We start from the raw sequence: 21,699 nt of genomic DNA, 5'->3' as shown, positions 1-21,699 counted from the left end.
ATTAGTTTCACCTAACTTCACCTAAAACTGTTTTAGCTAATAGTTCTTTGTCATGAATATTTTTCATATTAGTTTGTGTTATAGTGACATCTTTTATTAAGTTTTCTATATCTATTTTTAATTCTTTATCTTTTTCATCAATTACAAATTTATCTAAGAAATTTTTATACATTAAACCCACTCCATATGATGAAACTTCATATCCCAATGCTGCCATAAACTTTCCTGCAGGTCCACTAACAGGTGAATTACCTATGATGGGCGAAATAGCTACAACATAGCTATTTTTCAAAGCTTTTTCAACTCCTTCTAAATTTACTATGGGTAATATTGATGTAATAGGATTAGATGGGCCGATGATAATAGTTTCTGATTCTTCAATAGTTTCCACAATATCTGGAGCAGGATTTATCTTCGTATATTCAATATCCAACACTTTTGGTTTAGTTTGATGCTTTATTAAAAAATCATGAAAAGTTAGTTTTCCTAAATCTGTAATAATATTTATTTGAGAATGTTCATCACTCATTGGAAGAACTTTAGATTTTATTCCTAACTTTCTTCTTTGAATATCCACTGCTCTAGTTAAAGTGTATTTTTCCATAAGCAAAGTTTTTTGAATTTTAATGCCCCTATCTTTATCTCCTATTCTAAGAAGTTCATCATGACCAAGCTTTGCGAGTTGTTCATGAGTTATAAATGTATCATCCTTGATTCCATACCAAGTTTCAACATTTATTAAATCTGAAAGAGTATATAAAACAGTGTCAATGTCTGCAGCAACATAAACTCCTGAAAAATAATCATTTTCAACAGTATTAACAATAATATTCAATTTTGAAGTATCATAAACTCTTTTAATTCCTTGAATTAATTTAGGAGTTCCAGTACCTCCAGACAATACAGTGATCAAGTTCAAAACCTTTTTATTAAATTTTTTCTTTTTATTAATTTAGTAATTGTTGTTAGATATTTTTATCTTGTTCTAAAATAATCTTGTTCTAAAATATATTATTTATCAAAATTAATAGTAAAAATTTGTTTATAATAATATTAAAGATTATTATTAAAAATCACATCCAAAATAACACTAAAGATCATTATTAAGATATTAAAAATATTTCCATTTTATTTTATAATCAATCTTATTTTAAAGATCGTGAAATTACAGTTTTAAGATTATAATTTTTAAGCATATATAATTTTATATATAATTTAGATAATTTTACTCTTTAAAAATATTAATATTTAAAAATATTGATATTTAAAAATATTTATGAATATAATTACATTTTCTCTCTATGATAATTATTTTCTGAAAACATCCAATTCTTTAGGTCTAAGTAGAGATTTTATAGTGGATTCTTTATTTTTTAATATTCTAAAACTTGAAAAATCTTTTATAACTACTACAGGAATCCCTTCATTAGCTTGACCCATTAAAAGAGAAGCAGCTGCCGCCAATTCATCAGCAATAGCTATTTCAGTTGTTTGGAGTTCACGACCATACAAATCTTTTTCTCCAGATCTTTCCCAAAGGGGAGAAATTCCATAACATCCAATAGCTACTCCCACTGCCCCATTTCTAAATGCTCTTCCTTGTGTATCCGTTATTATAACAGCTATTTCAACATCAAGTTCTTTTTCTAGCTCTGAAGATATTTTCATAGCCGAATTATCAGGATTTTTAGGCATTGGCGTAGCTAAACCTTTATCAACATTTGATTCATCTATTCCTGCATTGGCACACACAAATCCATGCTTAGTTTCACTTATAATAAAATCAGGACCAATTTCAATGATTTCATTGGATTCATTGATTATTGCTTCAACTAATCTAGAATCTTTTTTTGTAAGTGTGGCTATCTCATCAGCCCTTTTACTAGGAGTTATTTTATCTAATTCTATTATATTTCCTTCTGATTTAGATATTAAAGTTTCAGCTATTAAAATGATGTCTCCATCTTCAAGATTAATAGCTTGTTTTTTCAAAGCAGATATTATAAGACTAGATATTTTATCTCCTTCAATAACTAAAGGAATTTCACTTAAACCAAACAATTCTAACTTCATAATATCACTTAACATGTTTTAAGAACAAAAATTAAAATAATAAACGCATAATATACAGAACTACAGAAAAGATACAGAAAAAGATAAGTACTTTTCTATTTGATTATCTAGTTTAAACTATAAATTTATGGATTCTATAGTCCATTGCCCATTAAATATAGATCCTACAGATGCCACAGGGTTTGTAAATTTTTTAAATTCACCTTCATCAAGAATTAATTTAGCAGCTTCTTTAGAATTAGTAGCTGTAAAACTAACTTTTTCTGGGCTTTGACATTCATATGTAGATATAAATGTAGCAGCCCCATATTTTACTTTTTCTACAAGCAATTTAGAATCTGTAATTATTCCAATATAGCATTCATAATTGGATTCATCTGTATTGGAAGTAATAACTCCAGCTATTCGTGGAGTGTTATAATCATCTTTTTCATAATCCATAGCTAAAAGAGATAACGATAACGCATCTTTGATATTCATTCCAATAGCTATTTTATCAGCTATGACATCTGTGTGTGATCCATTTGAAACAATAGCTACATCATTTACAACTTTAACACAATTATAAGCTATGTATGCATTTTCAAATATATCTTTTTCATATCCTTCTTTTGGAATTATAGCTGCCTTGTCCTCAAAACTCTTGGCCATTCTATTTGGAAATGATCTACTAGATACCCTATAAGCTATGAAAGGTTTCTTCTCTTTATTCATTCCAACAGATACTATTCTACCTAAATACATCTTAAACCCTCTCCTGATATTTTATGTTTCCCTTCTTTATCAATGGTTACATAACTATTTATTTTTATCAATTATATTATTTTTATATAATATTAAACAAACAATTTTTAATACCATTCATCAAATATCATATTAAACAAACAATTTTTGATACTATTTCATATATAATATATCTTGATAATTTTATTAATGTCTATTATGATTGTAATCTTGATGCAATATAAGTCTACTTACTTATTTTTCTTCATGATCGATTATCAGGACTACGTACTGCTTCTTCAGCTGATAAACTTGAAGGAGTAGTAATTATTATACTCCTATCCCTTGGTTTTATGGAGATTTCTCCTTCATCAATAGCTCTGCTGTGTATTGCTATTGAGCTATCTTTTATTAAATAAGACATGTCTTGCCCATTCACAATTACTTTTTCTAGATTAGCTACAGGAAACAAGTAATATTCATTATCTCCAGTCCCTACATCTGGCTTTCCACTAGTTGAACCATCAATTGTAGCAGTATTGAAAGAACTTGTCACTACCAAAAAGATGAGTATCGTAAAAAGAATATCAATAAACGGAACCAAATTGAATTCTGGTTTCTCTCCTCTTATTTTTTCTCTATGTCTTTTAATATCTAGCTTCATTTTATCCCTAACTTTATATTCATTATATGAGATATGGATTATTATTTTAATTTACTTTATTATATTTGAGATAATAGACTATTGTTTTAATTTACTTTCGACTATTTCAGATTTAACATCACACTTTTCTAAGATTATATTAGTGATACTTTTTTCTAGCATACTTGGTTTAAAAGAAATCTGTATATTAGCATCCTTTTCAGATATTTCCCGAGTATTGACAATTCCTTCTGCTTCTATTAATGCTTCTAAAGCACAAGGAATATTATCTTCAACTTTAATCTTAGTAACTGCATAACTCCAATTTGTCATCTTATTTGCTAATTCAATTTTGTCCATTTCTTTATCTATCAGTCCTTTTATATATGTATACAATGGCAATAATACAATAGCTACAGCTAATCCAGCTATTGTTGTAATAAGTGCAATATAAATCCCTTCAGCCATAGCTGCAGTATCAGGATTAACTCCTAAAGATTTAAAAGTAGTCCAAATTCCAATTACAGTTCCAATAAGCCCTAAAAATGGAGATAACTCTATTGTAGTTTTAAGTATATTTAACCCATTAGTCATTTTACTTAATTCGACAATAAAAACCTGTTCCATTCCTTCTTCTACTTCTGTTTTATTTTTGTAACCAATTTTCAATGCCTCAGATATGATCTTAGAAACAGGATTTTTATACTGACTTATAGCTTTCAATGCTTCAATAGCTCCTCCTCTATCCATAGCTACTGTTACAGTTCCCATGATTTCTGTAGTATCTATTTTAGTTATTTTTCTAAGGTAATTTATTTTTTGTATAGATGTTATTAATCCATAAATACCAATTAAAGTAATTATATATGTTATAATCCCTCCACTTTGAAACATTTCCATTATAGTGGTAAATCCGCTTGTAAAAAACTCAATTATCATTATATCCTCTTATTTTTATGATTACATACTATTATTTTTATTATAGATATTTTTAATTATTAATTTTGTTAAATTTTGAATTAAATTCAATTAATTTTATTTAACTTCTATCCTATCACATTTGTAATTGTTAATAGTGATATTATTAATTTAAATTTACATTATTGATTTTATGATTTATATTATTAATCATATTCAAATCATTGTAATCATTGCAAAATATTTTGTAAAATATTTTAATAATCTAATAATCATATTCAATAATTATTTGAAATATATTTAAAAACTAGTTGTTATGTTTTGATATTTAATGATTTGTATTTTGAATAATATTTGATTTTATATATTTTAAAATTTAATTATGATACTATTAAAATTATAATATTCTATTAAAATAACATATAATATTCAAGATTTTAGTTAATCTTGTATTTAATGCCGTATTTATTATTTAAAGATTATTTAAAATTTAATGCTGTATTTATTATTTAAAGATTATTTAAAATTTAATGCTGTATTTATTATTTAAAGATTATTTAAAATTTAATGCTGTATTTATTATTTAAAGATTATTTAAAGTAATTAATTTTAAAAATATTTAATATTTTTTGATATTTAGTGACGTATATTATGAATGATATTTGTTTTCAATTAGGACAAGTAATTAGAATTATTTTTTTAATTTCTCAACTGTCTTCCATGATTTTCTAATGATATCCGGCATTTCATCATATGTAAAATTCTCTAAAAATTTTTTAGTTTTAGGATCACTTGGATATCCAGAGCCAACATCACCGATTTTACGATATTCTCTCTTTATTTTTTCTACAATTTCATCTCTTTTATATTTAGCTATTATGGATGCAGCAGCAACTTGTAAATAATTATCATCAGCTTTATGCTCTGCTTTTATTTTGATATCACCAGTTATTTTTTTTATTTCTTCTTCAAATCTTTTCGGTTTAACATCTACAGAATCAACGATTATATAGTCTGCATCTAACTTATCAATAATCTTTATCATAGCTATTTTTTCTATTTCATTTAGATTTATCCCTTTAGCTCTCAAATTGTCTATATCTTTAGCTCTAATTTCCACGATTTCATATTCAAAGGTTCTCTGTAGCTTATGTGATAAAACCTTTCGGCGTGTTGGTGTCAATTTCTTAGAATCTTTTATACCCATTCTCTCTAAAATTGAAGTTTTTTCTTCTGGAACTACAATTCCTGCTATTATAAGTGGTCCAAGAACTGGACCTCTTCCTGCTTCATCTATTCCCAAAATCTTCATTTATACACCTTATAATTAAAACAATACATTATATACCTAATAACGCCTTATAATTAAAACAATACATTATATACCTAATAACGCCTTATAATTAAAACAATACATAATACAGATTAATAATGAATAATAGCCATAAATAATAAAAGAAACGAATATGTATTTAAATTTATATTTTTATAACACTATCTACTTACTAATAAATAATAAAAAAAGATTAATGTGTAGTTAAATTTTTATATCACTATATAATTAATATTTCTTTTAATTATATTTAGCTTCCACTCATGCACTGTATATAGTTCACTTTTTACTAATTTTGAAGTATCCTATCAGTTGCATTTTCTTTATAATTAGTTCTATATTAACTAATAATCAAATAACCTTCTAAATAACTTTTTTAATATTCTTCGGAATATTTTTAGGAATGGTTTTAGGAATGAATAACTTTTTTAATATTCTTCGGAATATTTTTAAGAATGATTTGAGTAGTGAGATTTATCCTGATTTCTTAGATTAGAAACATGAAAAGGATTGCATTCTGGACAAAAACACCATTTGACCAATGAATACTCCAATATACCTTCATAGCAAAATATTCGCTCATCAGAAAATTATCCATATAAAATTATCCATACATATTAACTATAATAGCCATACATGAAATATTTTACTAGAAACTATATAGATTCTGCACTATTTCAAGTTCCTGATTGATGAATTAAATATATAATTTTTATATTTATCTATTAGTGATTATTATTTCATTGCTTTTAAACGAACTTCTGGTTCTAATGCTCGTGGTTCTGCTGCAACAATAGCTGCACCTTTAGCTACTACTGTCATAGGGTCATCTGAAATAGTAACAGGGATGGATAACTCTGCACATATTCTTTCTTTAAGACCTCTTATCTGGGAACCTCCACCTACTGCAACAGAGTTATTATATATACCAGTTATTAATTCTGGAGAAAGTCTTTCTAGAACTAAATTGAGGCCTGAAATTATTTCTTTTATTATTGGTTCAGCGGCATCAGCTACAAATTCTGAGTCAATTGATATTTTCTTTGGTCTATTTGTTTCAATGGATTTACCAATGATTTGAGTGCTTAAATTTTCTAATTCTTCATCGCAATGGAACATTCCAACCTCTATTTTAACAGCTTCTGCATCATGTATACCTATTTGAACATTATATTTCTCTTTAACAAGATCTACAATGTTGTTATCGATATCATCTCCACCCCATCTGACAGTTTCAATATCACTTATTCCTCCAAGAGAAATAACAACTAAATCTGTTGATCCTGCGCCAATATCAATAACCATAGTTCCATCAGGTTCTGCTATAGGTAATCCTGCACCAATAGCTGCAGATAGTCCCTCACTGATCACTAAAACATATTCAGCTCCAGCCTTCTTACCAATTTCTTCAGCTGCATTTTTTTCAACTTCTGAAGCATCTCCAGGAATTCCAATTACAATCCTACCAATCCTTTCTCCTTCTTTAGTTCCAATTTCCATAGCTCTTTCTAATAATGCTTGTGCTTGAACTATACTCTCAATAACTCCTTTTCTTAAAGGTCTAAGAGCTACAATATCTTCTGGTGTTCTTCCCAGCATCATTTTAGCTTCTTCTCCAACAGCTAAAACTGTACTAGCATCATCCTTTTTAACAGCTACGACTGAAGGAATTTGATAAAGGTCAAATTTATCTCCAGATGGCTTTGCAATAACTGTGTTTAAAGTACCCAAATCTATTCCTAGACTATTAGTGAGTCCTCTTTTCTGTTCTTCTTTTTTATCATCATCATTTCCAAAAAATTTCATAATCATCCCTCTACTATAATGTCTTTAAAATCTATAATAAATATTTTATTAGCTGTAGCTATTTCTTGAATTTTTTCTACATCTTCCTTATTTCCAGTTGAAATTAAGATAGTTGATAATACTACATCACTAAGATTAAATAATGGAGCTAACATGCTATTGATAAAAGCAGGAAGCTTTGTATTTATCTGTAAGTCAGTTTCTATAAATCCAGTAGTTTGATCTTCTAGTAGTATAGAAAATTCAGACCCCATACGTTCAATATCTCCTACAAATTGCTTTATAACATTGTCTGGAGCTACCAATAACATTAGGTTAGGTTCATTAGTTATATAATAAGGTGCAATCTGAATATAAGCACCGCCATTATCTTTACATATATAACTTAGGTCTCTTATTTTATCAGATTCTCCATACAACATTAGAAAATCAAATTTTTTAATAACATAAGAGTCTTCTAAAGTAACATGTTCTCTAAACAGTATTTTAACGCGCTCTTTGGAAGCAATAGCTGCATAAGCTATGTCATTAACTAGGTCTTTATTACCAGCAATAACACACCACATTCTTTCTGAGCTTTGTTCGTTGGAAACCTTGGCTGCTTTTCTCAGAACTTGTATTTTATCTTCTATCATTATGTACACATCATAAAATTATTTTCATATTTAATAAGTCAAAATTAATATATTAAATCAGATAATTAATTTAATACAAGTATTGTTGTTATCTTATTTTATCTAGTTGCATGAATATATTTATTGATTATGGTTAATCTCATTAATATATTTAATATATTTATTTATTTTCTTTATTTTATTAAGAACTTAATTATTTAAATATTTAATATTATAATATTAATAATTTTAGAAAAATATTTTAGAAAAACTATAAAATGAGAAATATGATATATGATATAAATAAAAGTATGATATATTAATAATCATTATAACCAATCATTATATTAATAAAGAATTATATTAATCATATGATTAGAGAATATTAATAAAAATTAAGTATTTTAGTATAACTTAGAAAAATTATCCCACATAATCAACATAAAGATTAAATAATAAAAATTATCTGTATTTAAAGCAAAAATTAATAAATAACAATAAAAAGAGTATTATTTGGAGTCATGACATGAAATTAAAAGAAACTAAAATAGAATGTTTTTTGGCATTGCCTGATATAATTTCATTGTTGAATTTATCATTTGGGTTTTTAGCTATTTTAATGGCTTTAAATAATCAAATAACAATTTCATCAATTTTTATTATCATTGCAGTGATATTTGACTCTGTAGATGGATGGATAGCTAGAAAATTATCTCGAATTGATAAATATGGATTTGGAAAAAATATTGATTCATTATCCGATATTGTTTCATTTGGAGTAGCACCAGCTGTACTTTTGTATATAATTGGAGCTAGTTTTTCCAATGAAATTGGCTATTTATCAGCAGTTATAGCATTGTTTGTAGTTATTTGTGGAGTGTTGAGATTAACTCGTTTTAATGTTATTTCTGACAAAATAGACTTTAAAGGATTTGTAGGAGTTCCTATACCAACCACAGGTATCCTATTATCAACTTTCATCTTAAGTAGACTTTTTAATATTTATTTAGGAATGTTTTTAATGGTTGTGGTAGGATTTTTAATGATAAGTAATATTAAATATAAAAAATTCTACAACCCCCAAATATTACCAATAATTGCTATATTAGTACTATTAGCTATTATTCCAAATTCAATGATATTTTGGGGAATCAACATCCCTGCAACGATAATTTTTATTATAACTTTAGTATATGTTTTTATTACTCCTATGCTTAATTTATTTAAAAATTAGCTATTAATTTTTTATTAATCTATTGATTTAATTCAAAATTGGCATCAATGTTCTTATAGAAATTATATATATTGTCTATATACTATTTTTCATCTACAAACATGACCCAACATTCTATTTTTTCTATATAGGGTTTGATAATTTGAAAAAAGGTAAAAAAATTGATGATGAATCTAATTCAAAAATAAATAAGATTACTAAGAAGATTCGGGCTAAATTCAATGATGATTTTAAGTTCAGATTAAATAGTAAAATTATGAATAAGTTTAAAAATAATTCTAAAGATATTTTTAAATTAAGAAATGTGAAAAAACAGTTAAAATCTAAAGATATTTTTAAATTACGTAACATAACAATATACCTTAAAAATTTTATTTTAAAAATTTTCAATAAAATAGATGATTTAACTAAAATAAATGTTAATAATAAGCAAAAAGAAGATAAAAAGTCAAATAATAAAGATTTAGAGATGAATAAAAATATTAATAAAAATAAAGAAAGAACTAAAGACTATAATAACATTTCTAATCAAAAAAAGGATAAATTTGTTGAAAGCAAAGATAATAAAATAGATGAGAGATTTCTTAGGCACGTTAATATTAATAATGATTATAACGATATTAATAATGATTATAATGATAAAAATGGTCTTAATGATCATGATTTAAATAAAGAAGAAAAGAAACATGCAAAATATCTAAAAGAATTTAAAAATAGAGAAAAATTTTTTGAATATGAAACTTCTAATGAAAAAATATATTCTAATGAAAATAAAAATTCTAATGAAAAAAGATATTCTAATGAAAAAAAATATAATTCATCATCTGATTTAGTTCAAAATAAGAAAGAGAAAAAACAATTTAATTTAAAAGATATTATCAAATTGGATAAGAATTCTGTGAAAGATTTTAAGAAAACTTTTCTTTCTAAAGATGATGATGAAACTAAAACTATGGTAGGAGGAGCTATTTTTGGCTTGATAATAATTGTTTTGTTGTTTTCTTCCTATTATTTTCTAATATATTCACCTTCTCAAGATGCATTAGCTGCAGCTAAAACAAGTAAATTGAATGAATTAAATTCTCTTTTTAAAGGCCCTTTAGCTCTTGATAATGATGCATTTGTTATTAAATCTCAAATTGAATCAGCTAATTCTCCAGAAGAAGCTAAATCTATTGATATACTTAGGCCAGCTACGGCAAAATGGAGAGAATATCATAATAGAATAATTAACAATGCCCATGATGATTTTAACAGAGTGATGGCAGTTTATGAAGCTACTTCTAATAAAAAAAATGTTATAATGGATGTTGAGGACGCTCATTCATTTGTGGATGAAAATGATGGAACAAGTTTAGCTAATCTTGAATTTAAAAAACCAGATACTGTGGCAGTTCCTATCCTAATAAGTAGACTACAAGCAGGGGCCGGACTTTTAACTGTAGGAAGTATTGTTGATATATATTCTTTAAATTCTGAAAGTAATCAGATTTCTGATTCCAAGTCCAATGATCAAAGCACTGATCAAAATGATTCTCAATCTGGTTCTAGTGAATCTTCAGATCAAGAAGTATCAAATGATGATTCAAATTCTAATTCCTCATATATTTCTTCTCCTACTTCTTCAGATGATAAAAAAATATCTAATTCCCCAATTATAAGTGGAGCTACAATTTTAGCTATTATGCGTTCTAAAGATAGTGGAGTTATAGATGCTAATTATATTAAAACTCACATAACCACAAATGGAGATCAGATAAATCAAATAGAAGATAGTAAAAGTTTTTCAACTAATGTTGAAGAAATGCTTAGAGGAGCTATTACTGGTGGTTTTAATGAGAAAGAAATTGCAGACTTGCTGAATAGCTATGGTTTAACTTTATCAAATTATGAAAGAAGCTCGAATATTGCAGAAATAGATGTTCAATATTTAATATTAGTTGAAGTTCCTAGAGAAGACGTTTCATTTGTTATTAATGATATGGATAACTTAATTCTAACTATTCCAACATCTTATGCTCCAACATGGATGGTGAATGAATTACAAGATACTTACAATAAATAGCTATTTATAATTTATTTTTAAATTATTTTTAAATTGTTTTTTTAAATATAACAAATCCATTTGTTATCTAATTAATTCAAATTAAAAATATATTATTTTATCTTGTAATTCAATAGCTTCTTTATCTTGTAATTCAATAACTTCTTTATCTTTCATTATATAATTAAAACTTGATAATAAAAGTAAGCATCTTAAATAATTCCATTTAAATGGATTATTTCTATAGAAAAAACCAGAATTAATGTCAATATCAAAAATAAATAATCCATTTTCATGATTGGATTTTCTTTTCTATAACTAACACTTTCACCAGTATATCCTCTGCTTAACATACTGTAGTATACTTTTTCTCCTTTTTCAAAAGATTTTAGAAATAACATCATTATAGTATAACCAACTTGTTTCAATCTCCAGAAATAGCTAGTTTTCTTATTCCAAATGCTAAATGACCTTGATTTTTGAGCTTTTCTAATAGTATCTAATTCATCATAAAAAACAAAGAGATATCTGATTGTCATACTCAGTATCATAGACATGATTTTTGGAAATCCTAGTTTTCTCATTGAATTTACTATTGTTTCAATTGGAGTAACAGAAGATAGAAGAACAATAGCTGATAGACAGACTATTAGTCTAGAAATTAAAAGAACTCCAAATAAAACTCCATCATAAGTTATGGTTAATCCCAAAGGTAATGTATAGAGAATAGCTCCGGGTTTTATAAAAGGTTGAAATACTGCTAAAAAGCCTCCAAAAGGCAAAATTAGTAGAATCCTTTTTGCAAAGAATCCGATTGATACCTTAGAAATTAGAAGTAAAATAATTAAATAGATTTCTAGTATCAATAGAATGATAAGATCAGTGGTGTATACACTATAAACAATTATCATAATGGTTAAAATAAGCTTTATTCTCCCATCTAAATTATGTATAGCACTATCCTTCCAAGATTCTTGTTCTATCTTATCTATTGAAACATTCATATTTTCACAGTATTGTAAATTATAGCTATTCTTCTATAAAACTTTTATCTCAACTAGAATCTCTTTTTCTTAGGAAAAATGCCAAAGCATAGGCTCCTACAAATACTATTATGACACCTATTACTATAGCTATTGATCCAGAAATAGGATCTTCACCAAGAGCAGGGATTATATAATCAGGCATAGGTGATTGAACCACTGCTTCATCACTGACACCTGGATTTAAAATTTTTTCTGCAGTACTCTCTAAACCATCAGGATTGCTTGAAGCTAAAAATGGGGCGAGAATAGCTATTACAACAGCTACTACTAAACCAACAATTATGAACTGTTTTGTTCTAGTTTCCATTTGTTTTATCTCCTTTTAATTAATTAATTTTTACTATCTACATCAGTTTAAAAACTTTTATTGCTTACTCTGGTTCCTAAAGCGATTAAATCAGGTCTAACTTGACTAATAGCTACATAAACTATAGTACTTATTACACCTTCTCCAACAATACCTATTATTATGTGATATATACCCATGAAATATAGTCCAGTTATTAATGGGAATGTTCCAGCTACCCACAATTCAATAGCAGCAGCAACTGCCGGAATAGCTACTCCTAAGAAACATGCAATGAAAACTGCAGGAATATCACTTATGAAAGACCTGAGTCCCTTAAACCCATAGAAACCAATGAAACTTCCGAGAACTCCCATGTTAAAAATATTTATTCCAAGGGCAGTTATTCCACCATCTCCAAATACTAATCCTTGAATTATTAAAACAACGGCTAAGACTAAAAACCCCGCAAAAGGACTTCCAATTAAAATAGCTACTATTGCTGCCCCCACCATATGTCCACTTGTTCCCCAAGGTATAGGTATGTTCATTGCTTGTATTGCAAAAATACCCGCTGCTAAAACAGCGAGTAAAGGAATTTGTTTTTCTTGTAAATTAGTTTTTGCCCATCTAACTGCAAAGTATCCAACTACTATTATAATTATATAATATATGATACATTGCCATAGCGGTATAAATCCATCAGGTATGTGCATTATATTCCTCCAGATATTTTATTCTACTCATTCTATGCAATTTTAATTATTCTATACAATTTAAGAAAAATATTAAGTATTGAATCAATTTTTCAATATTATACATGTATTTTTATGATATTAACTTATATTAATCTTAATCAAACCATATACATCTTTATTAGCTAATATACATCTTTATTGACTAATATTCATCTTTATTAGCTAATATTAAATAGTAATCATATTTTTAATTTTTCATAAAAATACGAAGTATTACTTTTTTCTCTTTTATTTATAAATACAGTATTACTCAAAATAGCTTCAATATTTTTAATTTTAATTTGTAGTAATATACAACCTTAAACTATATGATATAAGATACTATATCTACTATTTTTTATAAATGCATGTTTATAAACCTTTTCTTGGTAATACTACACCCCCATTTTTATCTAAAAAAGTAATAACTATAAAATTTAGTAACTCAAAATAGCAAATTTAGTAAATTATCAATTAATAAAAATAAATGATTCTCATTATTAATATATTCAAATAAACACTGAATTTTCCCCAATTTAGTAAACTAAATCTAATGAAAAAATTTATTAAAATTTATGAAATACATCCTAATTCACTAAAATTAAAAGAAGAAGTCAAAAATAGTGTTAAAAAATTCTAAATCCTATATCTTTCCTCATTTTTAAAATGTATGAGTTAAACAGAAAATATTAATACCAAAGATATATATATCTTAAATTCAAAATAAAATATCATTATAAATCATTATTAATTATGACTCTAGTAATTTATTAAGAAATTATACTCATAAAAATTTATAAATTTATAATATTCAAATAATTCTCATTAATCTTTTTTGAAAGATTTATGCTTAATTAATTAGTATTACTATAATGATATGAAATCATGACTAAATCAAAGCTTAATAAAATAATTAGAATTATTGTATAAAATAAAAATTTGCTAAATACTAGTGATTAATGTTATTTATTGTTAATATAGAAATTGCGAATAATATAATAAAAATAATTTATAATAAAGATTATAATAATTTATAATAAAGATTATGATATGTTTTTTATATTACAATATTTATTTATTATAGATAGAATATTTTATTAATAGTAAATTTATTATCAATTAATTTAAAATTGAGTTAAAATAATTGTTAAAATAATTAATAAGAATAAACATAAAAGTTGGTGATAATTTGACACCTAATTCAAGTAAACCTAAAGACTTTAAAGATGACTTTTGGAAAAGTAAAAATATTGAAATTTCTTTTGGTGACATCACTCAAGGTAATGAGAATGATGATGAAGACATTCTAATGGGACCTACTCCAAAACCAACAGTCACTGATTTAAGGTCTTGGGATATGAAATTATTAGAAAGATATCCTCCTTTTTATGCTCCATTTTGTGATATGTGTTGTTTATGTACTTTTGGTAAATGTGATTTAACTGGTAAAAAAGGAGCTTGTGGAATTGATATTGAAGCTCAACAAGGAAGATTTGCACTATTAACATGCTGTATTGGAGCTGCAGCTCATTCAGCCCATTCAAGACATTTGTTAGAATATTTAATCCATAAAATGGGTCCAGATTTCCCTATTGATTTTGGAAACAATATAGATATTGAAGCTCCTATTATGAGGACATTAATAGGTAAAAGACCAAAAACTCTTGGAGACATAAGAGAAGCTATGTCCTATATGGAAGAAGAGAACTTACATCTCTTATCTGCATGTCATACTGGGCAAGAAGGAAATTATTTAGATTTTGAATCAAAAGCACTTCATGCTGGTTTGATGGATCATATTGGAATGGAAATAGGAGATGTTTCCCAAATAGCTGCCTTAAATTTACCTAAAGGAGATGCAGACACACCTTTAGTTGAACTAGGTATAGGAGTTGTAGACCGGGAAAAACCTGTTATACTCTGTATTGGCCATAATGTATCCCCTGGAGCAGGAATTATAGATTATCTTGAAGACAATGATCTTGAAGATGACATTGAACTATGTGGAATCTGTTGCACTTCTATTGATATAACACGATACAATAGTAGAGCTAAAGTTGTTGGACCAATATCTAAACAGTTAAAATTCTTAAGAAGTGGTGTAGCAGATGTTGTTGTTGTTGATGAACAATGTATAAGATCCGATGTTCTTGAAGAAGCTAAAAAAGCGGATACTGCTTTGATAGCTACCACTGACAAAATGTGCTTAGGATTACCTGATAGAACCAATGATGATGCTGATTCAATTGTAAGTGACATACTATCTAAGAAAATTGATGGTGCTTTAATTTTGGACCCTCAAAAAGTCGGAGAAGTAGCCACTAAAATTGTCATGCCCCTATCTAAAACAAGAAAAAATGTCAAAACCCTTCCAGACATGGATAAAATCCAGGAAGATGCTAGTAATTGTAGCGAATGTGGATGGTGTGTTAGAGTTTGTCCAAATAATATTCCAATTATGGATGCAGTATCTACTGCAGGTAAAGGTGACTTTGAAAAAGTTGAGAAATTATATGATCACGATATCTGTTATACTTGTGGAAGATGTGAACAAGAATGTCCTGAAAATATTGAAATAATGTCATTAATGGCTAAAATTGGACAAAATACTCTTAACAATCAAAAATTCAATATTAGAGTCGGTAGAGGACCAATTCAAGATGTTGAAGTTAGAAGGGTCGGAGCTCCAATCGTGCTTGGTGATATTCCAGGGATTATAGCTTTTGTAGGTTGTACCAACTATCCTGATGGTTCAGAAGATGTAGCTAAAATGGCAGAAGAATTCTTAAAAAGGAAATATATTGTAGTTACCAGTGGATGTGGAGCAATGTCCATTGGAGAATACAAAGATGAAGACGGGAAAACATTATATGAGAAATATAGTGGTGATTTTGATGCGGGAGGTTTGGTGAATGTTGGATCCTGTGTATCTAACTCTCATATTCCAGGTGTAGCTATTAAAGTAGCCAACATCTTTGCTAAACGACCATTGGAAGGAAACTTCGAAGAAATAGCTGACTACATATTAAATAGAGTCGGTGCATGTGGAATGGCATGGGGGGCTTACTCACAAAAAGCAGCAGCTATTGCTTCTGGTGTTAATCGTTGGGGCATCCCAGTTATTTTAGGACCCCATGGTACCAAATACAGAAGATTATACCTTGGTAGGTCAGATAAGGAAGAAACTTGGAATTTAAATGATATGAGAACCGGAAAAGTCATTAAAGGAGAACCCGCTCCAGAACACTTACTTTATGCTGCAGAAAACCGAGAAGAAGCTACTGTGATGCTAGCTAAAAATTGCCTTAGGCCTACTGATAACAACAAAGGAAGACAAATCAAGTTGAATCACTATATCGATCTAAATAAGAAATACTTTGGTGTGATTCCTGAAGATGTTTATAAATATGTCAGAACTGAAAAAGACATTCCTATTACTTATAAGAATGATGTTAAGAAAATATTAGAAAAAAATAATTGGGAACCTAGAGAATTAGCTATGGAACCATCCATTCTAGATTTTCCAGAAGATAAAAAGGCCAAAAAATAGCCATAGGGTAGAATAAATAGGTCTGATTTTATAAAAAAAGTTTGGTGATTAAATGAATGAAAGAGTGATTCCATGGCAACCAACAGTTATCGCTGGACCAAAACAAGCATTGCTTGTGACTCCTGAAACTGCAAAATTAATGCTTCAAAAAGCTAAAAGGCCACTGTTCGTTGTTGGACCATATGCAAAAGATGAACCACTTATGAGCCATGTTGTAGACATTTCTAAAGAGTGGAATCTTCCAATTGTTACTACAGCAGATACTTATAAAAAGTTTAATGACAATGAAATCGAAACTGATTCTTATGGAATTGTGGAAATAACTAATTTACTTAAAGATCCAGAATGGAAAGGAGTGAAAGGTGAAGGACAACATGATTTGGCAATATTTGTAGGGTGTATTTATTACATAGCTTCTCAAGGGCTTTCTACCTTAAAACATTTTGCACCTCATCTTAAAACTTTAACAATATGTAAATATTTCCATTCCAACGCAGATGCATCTTTCCCAAACATGAAGGATAAGGAATGGTATGCTTATTTAGAAAAACTAAAAACTAAATAATTGAAAATAAATAGGTCAAATACCTTAATTTAAAAACTAAAATTAAGAATAAACTATCTTAAATATTTGGATATAATTATTTGGATATAATAGGTAAAATATATGAATATAATATATAATATAATATATTAATAAAAAATATTGAATTTATTAATTTAATAATGCTGTAATATTGAATTTATTAATTTAATAATGCTGTAATATTGAATTTATTAATTTAATAATGCTGTAATATTGAATTTATTAATTTAATAATGCTGTAATAATCCATATGATAAAGTTATACTAAAATAAATGAACTAAATTATAGATTAATGGTTAATTGATAGAGGAGGAATTGAATGTTTAGTGATATCCCTGTTGATGTAAGTCCAATGCATGAAGGTGAAAGGATACGTGCCGCTAATATGTTTGTAGAGTTAGCAGGTCCAAAATCCATTGGTGCAGAACTTGTTCAAGTAGATGAATCTGTTAAAGATGGAGAATATAAAGTAATCGGTCCTGAGTTATCTGATATGACTAAAGGTGAGATATATCCATTTTGTATAAAAATTGATATTAAAGGAGAAAAATTAGAAAAAGAGCTTGAAGGAGTTATTGAAAGAAGAACACATGATTTATGTAATTATGTTCAAGGATTCATGCATTTAAATCAAAGAGATCAAATTTGGTGTCGTGTTAGTACTGAAGCTATTGATTCTGGTTTTAAATTAGTTGATTTAGCTAAAGCATTGGGGATTTTATTTAAAGAAGAATTTCCTATCATCGAAAGTATATCTGTTACAATACTAACCAAAAAAGAAGATGTTGAAGAATTTGTGAATAAAGCTCGAGAAATTTACTCTGCAAGAGATGAAAGAGCAAGAGAACTTTCTGATGAGGATGTGGATGTATTTTATGGTTGTTTGATGTGTCAATCATTTGCACCAACACATATGTGTGTTGTAACTCCTGATAGAACTGCACTTTGTGGGGCTATTAATTGGTTTGATTGCAGAGCCTCAGCTAAAATGGATCCAGATGGATCAATTTTTGAAATTGAAAAAGGTGAAGTTTTAGATGATGTGAAAGGAGAATATAAAAATGTTAATGAAATAATAGCTCAAAAGACCCAAGGTGAAACAGACCGAGTATTTTTACACAGTGTTTTCGAATATCCTCATACTTCTTGTGGTTGTTTTGAAGCTGTAGCTTTTTATATTCCTGAACTTGATGGAATTGGAATAGTTGACAGAGATTTTAGTGGTGAAACACCATTAGGTATTCCTTTCTCATCTATGGCAGGACAATGCTCTGGTGGAAAACAAGTAGAAGGGTTCACAGGATTAAGTTTAGAATACATGAGATCACCAAAATTCTTACAAGCTGATGGAGCATATGAACGAATTGTATGGCTACCTAGTGAAATTAAAGAATCTCTTAAAGAATTTATTCCAAAAGAAATATTTGATAAGATACCTACAAATGAAGAGGCAACAACAATCAGTGATATTAAAACATTCCTAAAAGAAAAGAACCATCCAGTTCTTGAAAGGATTGAAAATACAAATGATGGAGAAGAAGGAATTGAAGCCACTGGTGAAATAGCTATGGAAGCTGAACCTACAAATCAAGAATTTGTTCCTGTAGCTAGTGCTTCAGAGATGTCTGTTCCAACTTCTGGTGGAGTTAAAATAATCTTTAAAAATGCGAAAATATATGCTGAGAAAGTTATAATCAAAAAGAAATAATCTCATGGATTATAAATATAATGTTAGAATGTAGCTATTGACTACTCTCATAATAATAATCCTTAGTGATAATACTTTTAATAGCTATTTTATAATAATCTTCAGTATAATATTAGAACTTGGTTTAAAAAGACTTAATTTATATTTAAATGTGATAAATTGATAATTGCAGTTAGTGGAAAAGGTGGAACTGGAAAAACTCTGGTATCATCTATTTTAGTTAAATTATTATCTAAAAAAGATAAAAATATTCTCATAATTGATGCAGATCCTGATTCAAATATTCCAGAAGTTTTAGGAATAGATGTTGAAAAAACTGTTGGAGACGTGAGAGAGGAACTTAAAAAAGATATAAATAATGGAAATATTCCTCCTGGAACCAATAAATGGGACATTTTAGATTATAAAATCATGGAATCCATTGTTGAAACTCAAGATTTTGACTTACTTATGATGGGAAGACCTGAAGGAAGTGGATGTTACTGTGCAGTCAATAATATGCTTAGAAAAATCATAGAAACCATTTCTTCCAACTATGATTACATAATAATAGACACTGAAGCAGGATTAGAACATTTAAGTCGTAGAACAACTCAAAGTGTAGATACAATGTTAATTGTTTCTGATTCTTCAAGAAGAGGTTTGCACACTGCTTCTAGAGTTGGAAAATTAACTGAAGAATTAGATTTATCTTTCAAAAATATGTATTTAATATTAAATAGAGTTAAAATGGGTAATGAAGCAGAATTATCTAAAAAAGCCCAAGAAACAGGTTTAGAAATTATCGGTTTAATTCATGATGACAAAGATGTAGTAAATTATGATTTAGAAGGAAAACCTTTAATTGACCTCCCTGATGATAGTGAACCTGTCATGGTTATTAAAAAAATAGTTGACAAATTACTATAATAATTAGACAACCAATTAAATTATTATTATTAATATTATTATTATTCATAATATTAATAATAATTAGTATTGTATTATTACTATTATTAATATTGATATTACTCTTATTATATTACCATTATTAAGTTAATTATTGTTAGATTAATTATTCTTATTAATTATTATTGATTATTATGATAATAAATTAGAATTTTTAATAACTTCAATATAAGAATAACTCAATATAAAGAACTTTAATATAATAATAATCTTATAAAATCAATTAATGAACTTATAATTAAATTTGTGATAAAAATAAATAGGATGTGGATTTATGGATCAAATCAATCAGCTTTTAAAGCTATTGGAAAATGCAGAATCTGTAGAAATTAATGAATTTAGAATGGATTTTGATGAATTAGAAATACAGTTAGCTCCAGCTATTCAGCAAACAGTTCAGCAAACTGTAGCTAGGCAAAAAACTATTGAAAAAGCTTTATTAAAAGCAGATGAATTTAAACCGCCAATTAAAGAATATCCTGGTCAAATCGCCCAGGTTCAACTTGGTGCAGGTTCTAGAGAACCTGTTTTCTTAGGAGGTCAAACTGCTCTTTATAGATTTGAAGAACCACAACCTAATCCTCCCGTAGTAACTTTTGATGTTTTTGATATTCCTATGCCTGGCCTTCCTAGACCTATTAGAGAACACTTTGAAGATGTTATGGAATCCCCAGGAGAATGGGCCAAAAAAGCTGTTAAAGACTATGGGGCAAATATGGTAACCATGCATTTAATTGGTACTGGTCCTAAAGTTATGGATAAATCCCCAAGAGAAGCAGCTAATGATCTTGAAGAAGTTTTACAGGCAGTTAAAGTACCTCTTGTAATTGGAGCTTCTGGAGATCCCATAAAAGATCCAATAGTACTTGAAAAAGCTGCTGAAGTTGCTGAAGGAGAAAGATGTTTACTTGCTTCTGCTAATATGGATTTAGATTATCATAAGGTAGCTAAAGCTGCTGTAGATTATGGGCATGCAGTTTTATCATGGGCAATTACAGATGTTAATATGCAAAAATCTCTTAACAAGTACCTTATGAAGGATGGTTTAAAGCAAGAAGATATTGTTATGGATCCAACTACCTGTGCTCTTGGTTATGGTATTGAATTTTCAATTGATGTCATCACAAGAACAAGATTAGGAGGTCTCAAAGGAGATCCTGATTTACAGATGCCAATGTCATCTGGTACTACTAATGCATGGGGTTCAAGAGAAGCATGGATGAAAAATGATGCATGGGGACCAACTGATTACAGAGGACCTCTTTGGGAAATTATGACTGGACTCACTCTAATGTTAAATGGTGTAGATATATTCATGATGCTTCATCCAACTTCAGTGAAGATATTAAGAGAAATAGGGCAAACATTTACAAAAGAGTATCTAAGTGCAGACATTAATGAAATTGATAATTGGATTACAGAACTATAATACTATGATAAAATATGGGA

18 protein-coding genes are annotated in these 21,699 nt (G+C 27.8%); 7 read left to right on the top strand and 11 right to left on the bottom strand.

Annotation, left to right across the window (positions count from 1 at the left end; all coding sequences use genetic code 11):
- Positions 1-7 precede the first annotated feature (7 nt).
- From cofD to MBCUT_RS07460, 8 genes are all read right to left on the bottom strand, one after another.
- Positions 8-913 carry a 2-phospho-L-lactate transferase gene (gene cofD, locus MBCUT_RS07495; protein WP_067260070.1) on the bottom strand — a complete coding sequence of 302 codons (906 nt, stop codon included), beginning with the start codon at positions 911-913 and terminating at the stop codon, positions 8-10.
- 395 nt (positions 914-1,308) lie between these two features.
- Positions 1,309-2,073: a coenzyme F420-0:L-glutamate ligase gene (locus MBCUT_RS07490; protein ID WP_394327056.1), complete on the bottom strand. Its 765-nt coding sequence runs from the start codon at positions 2,071-2,073 to the stop codon at positions 1,309-1,311.
- 117 nt (positions 2,074-2,190) lie between these two features.
- Positions 2,191-2,817, bottom strand: a complete 627-nt coding sequence (locus MBCUT_RS07485; RefSeq protein WP_067260068.1) for an IMP cyclohydrolase — start codon at positions 2,815-2,817, stop codon at positions 2,191-2,193.
- A 244-nt stretch (positions 2,818-3,061) separates the two neighbouring features.
- A complete protein-coding gene (locus tag MBCUT_RS07480) occupies positions 3,062-3,460 on the bottom strand; it encodes a biopolymer transporter ExbD (protein WP_067260067.1) in 399 nt (132 codons plus the stop codon).
- 78 nt (positions 3,461-3,538) lie between these two features.
- Positions 3,539-4,378, bottom strand: coding sequence for a MotA/TolQ/ExbB proton channel family protein (locus tag MBCUT_RS07475; RefSeq protein ID WP_067260066.1), 840 nt, complete (start codon positions 4,376-4,378; stop codon positions 3,539-3,541).
- A 670-nt stretch (positions 4,379-5,048) separates the two neighbouring features.
- On the bottom strand, positions 5,049-5,669 hold the full coding sequence (rnhB, locus tag MBCUT_RS07470; protein ID WP_067260065.1) for a ribonuclease HII: 621 nt from the start codon (positions 5,667-5,669) through the stop codon (positions 5,049-5,051).
- A gap of 756 nt (positions 5,670-6,425) precedes the next feature.
- Entirely contained in the window at positions 6,426-7,496 is a 1,071-nt protein-coding gene (locus tag MBCUT_RS07465) for a rod shape-determining protein (protein ID WP_067260064.1), read from the bottom strand.
- A 2-nt stretch (positions 7,497-7,498) separates the two neighbouring features.
- Complete coding sequence (locus MBCUT_RS07460; RefSeq protein WP_067260063.1) at positions 7,499-8,131, bottom strand: hypothetical protein; 633 nt, start codon at positions 8,129-8,131, stop codon at positions 7,499-7,501.
- A gap of 505 nt (positions 8,132-8,636) precedes the next feature.
- Here MBCUT_RS07460 and MBCUT_RS07455 point away from each other — a divergent pair.
- Both MBCUT_RS07455 and MBCUT_RS07450 read left to right on the top strand, forming a co-directional pair.
- The gene (locus tag MBCUT_RS07455) at positions 8,637-9,344 is read left to right on the top strand and encodes an archaetidylserine synthase (RefSeq protein ID WP_067260062.1); all 708 of its coding nucleotides are present in this window, start codon (positions 8,637-8,639) and stop codon (positions 9,342-9,344) included.
- A gap of 142 nt (positions 9,345-9,486) precedes the next feature.
- The gene (locus MBCUT_RS07450) at positions 9,487-11,409 is read left to right on the top strand and encodes a DUF515 domain-containing protein (RefSeq protein WP_067260061.1); all 1,923 of its coding nucleotides are present in this window, start codon (positions 9,487-9,489) and stop codon (positions 11,407-11,409) included.
- 191 nt (positions 11,410-11,600) lie between these two features.
- On the opposite strand, the gene cbiQ is transcribed toward MBCUT_RS07450, so the two are convergent.
- Genes cbiQ through cbiM form a run of 3 tightly spaced genes read right to left on the bottom strand, consistent with a single transcriptional unit; the run spans position 11,601 to position 13,436 of the window.
- The gene (gene cbiQ / locus MBCUT_RS07445; protein WP_067260060.1) at positions 11,601-12,392 is read right to left on the bottom strand and encodes a cobalt ECF transporter T component CbiQ; all 792 of its coding nucleotides are present in this window, start codon (positions 12,390-12,392) and stop codon (positions 11,601-11,603) included.
- A 49-nt stretch (positions 12,393-12,441) separates the two neighbouring features.
- Complete coding sequence (locus MBCUT_RS07440; protein ID WP_067260059.1) at positions 12,442-12,741, bottom strand: PDGLE domain-containing protein; 300 nt, start codon at positions 12,739-12,741, stop codon at positions 12,442-12,444.
- Between the two features lie 47 nt (positions 12,742-12,788).
- Positions 12,789-13,436: a cobalt transporter CbiM gene (gene cbiM, locus MBCUT_RS07435; RefSeq protein WP_067260058.1), complete on the bottom strand. Its 648-nt coding sequence runs from the start codon at positions 13,434-13,436 to the stop codon at positions 12,789-12,791.
- A gap of 1,210 nt (positions 13,437-14,646) precedes the next feature.
- Between cbiM and cdhA the strand changes: the two genes are divergently transcribed.
- From cdhA to cdhD, 5 genes are all read left to right on the top strand, one after another.
- The gene (cdhA, locus tag MBCUT_RS07430; RefSeq protein ID WP_067260057.1) at positions 14,647-17,007 is read left to right on the top strand and encodes a CO dehydrogenase/acetyl-CoA synthase complex subunit alpha; all 2,361 of its coding nucleotides are present in this window, start codon (positions 14,647-14,649) and stop codon (positions 17,005-17,007) included.
- Between the two features lie 52 nt (positions 17,008-17,059).
- Entirely contained in the window at positions 17,060-17,572 is a 513-nt protein-coding gene (cdhB, locus tag MBCUT_RS07425; RefSeq protein ID WP_067260056.1) for a CO dehydrogenase/acetyl-CoA synthase complex subunit epsilon, read from the top strand.
- A 341-nt stretch (positions 17,573-17,913) separates the two neighbouring features.
- Positions 17,914-19,302: a CO dehydrogenase/CO-methylating acetyl-CoA synthase complex subunit beta gene (cdhC, locus tag MBCUT_RS07420; RefSeq protein WP_067260055.1), complete on the top strand. Its 1,389-nt coding sequence runs from the start codon at positions 17,914-17,916 to the stop codon at positions 19,300-19,302.
- A 159-nt stretch (positions 19,303-19,461) separates the two neighbouring features.
- A complete protein-coding gene (locus MBCUT_RS07415) occupies positions 19,462-20,211 on the top strand; it encodes an ATP-binding protein (RefSeq protein ID WP_067260054.1) in 750 nt (249 codons plus the stop codon).
- 313 nt (positions 20,212-20,524) lie between these two features.
- Positions 20,525-21,679, top strand: a complete 1,155-nt coding sequence (cdhD, locus tag MBCUT_RS07410; protein ID WP_067260053.1) for a CO dehydrogenase/acetyl-CoA synthase subunit delta — start codon at positions 20,525-20,527, stop codon at positions 21,677-21,679.
- The last annotated feature ends 20 nt before the right edge of the window (positions 21,680-21,699 follow it).

The sequence above is a fragment of the Methanobrevibacter cuticularis genome, assembly GCF_001639285.1.
Classification (GTDB): Archaea; Methanobacteriota; Methanobacteria; order Methanobacteriales; family Methanobacteriaceae; genus Methanobaculum; species Methanobaculum cuticulare.
This window is presented reverse-complemented; position numbering and strand designations above follow the sequence as displayed.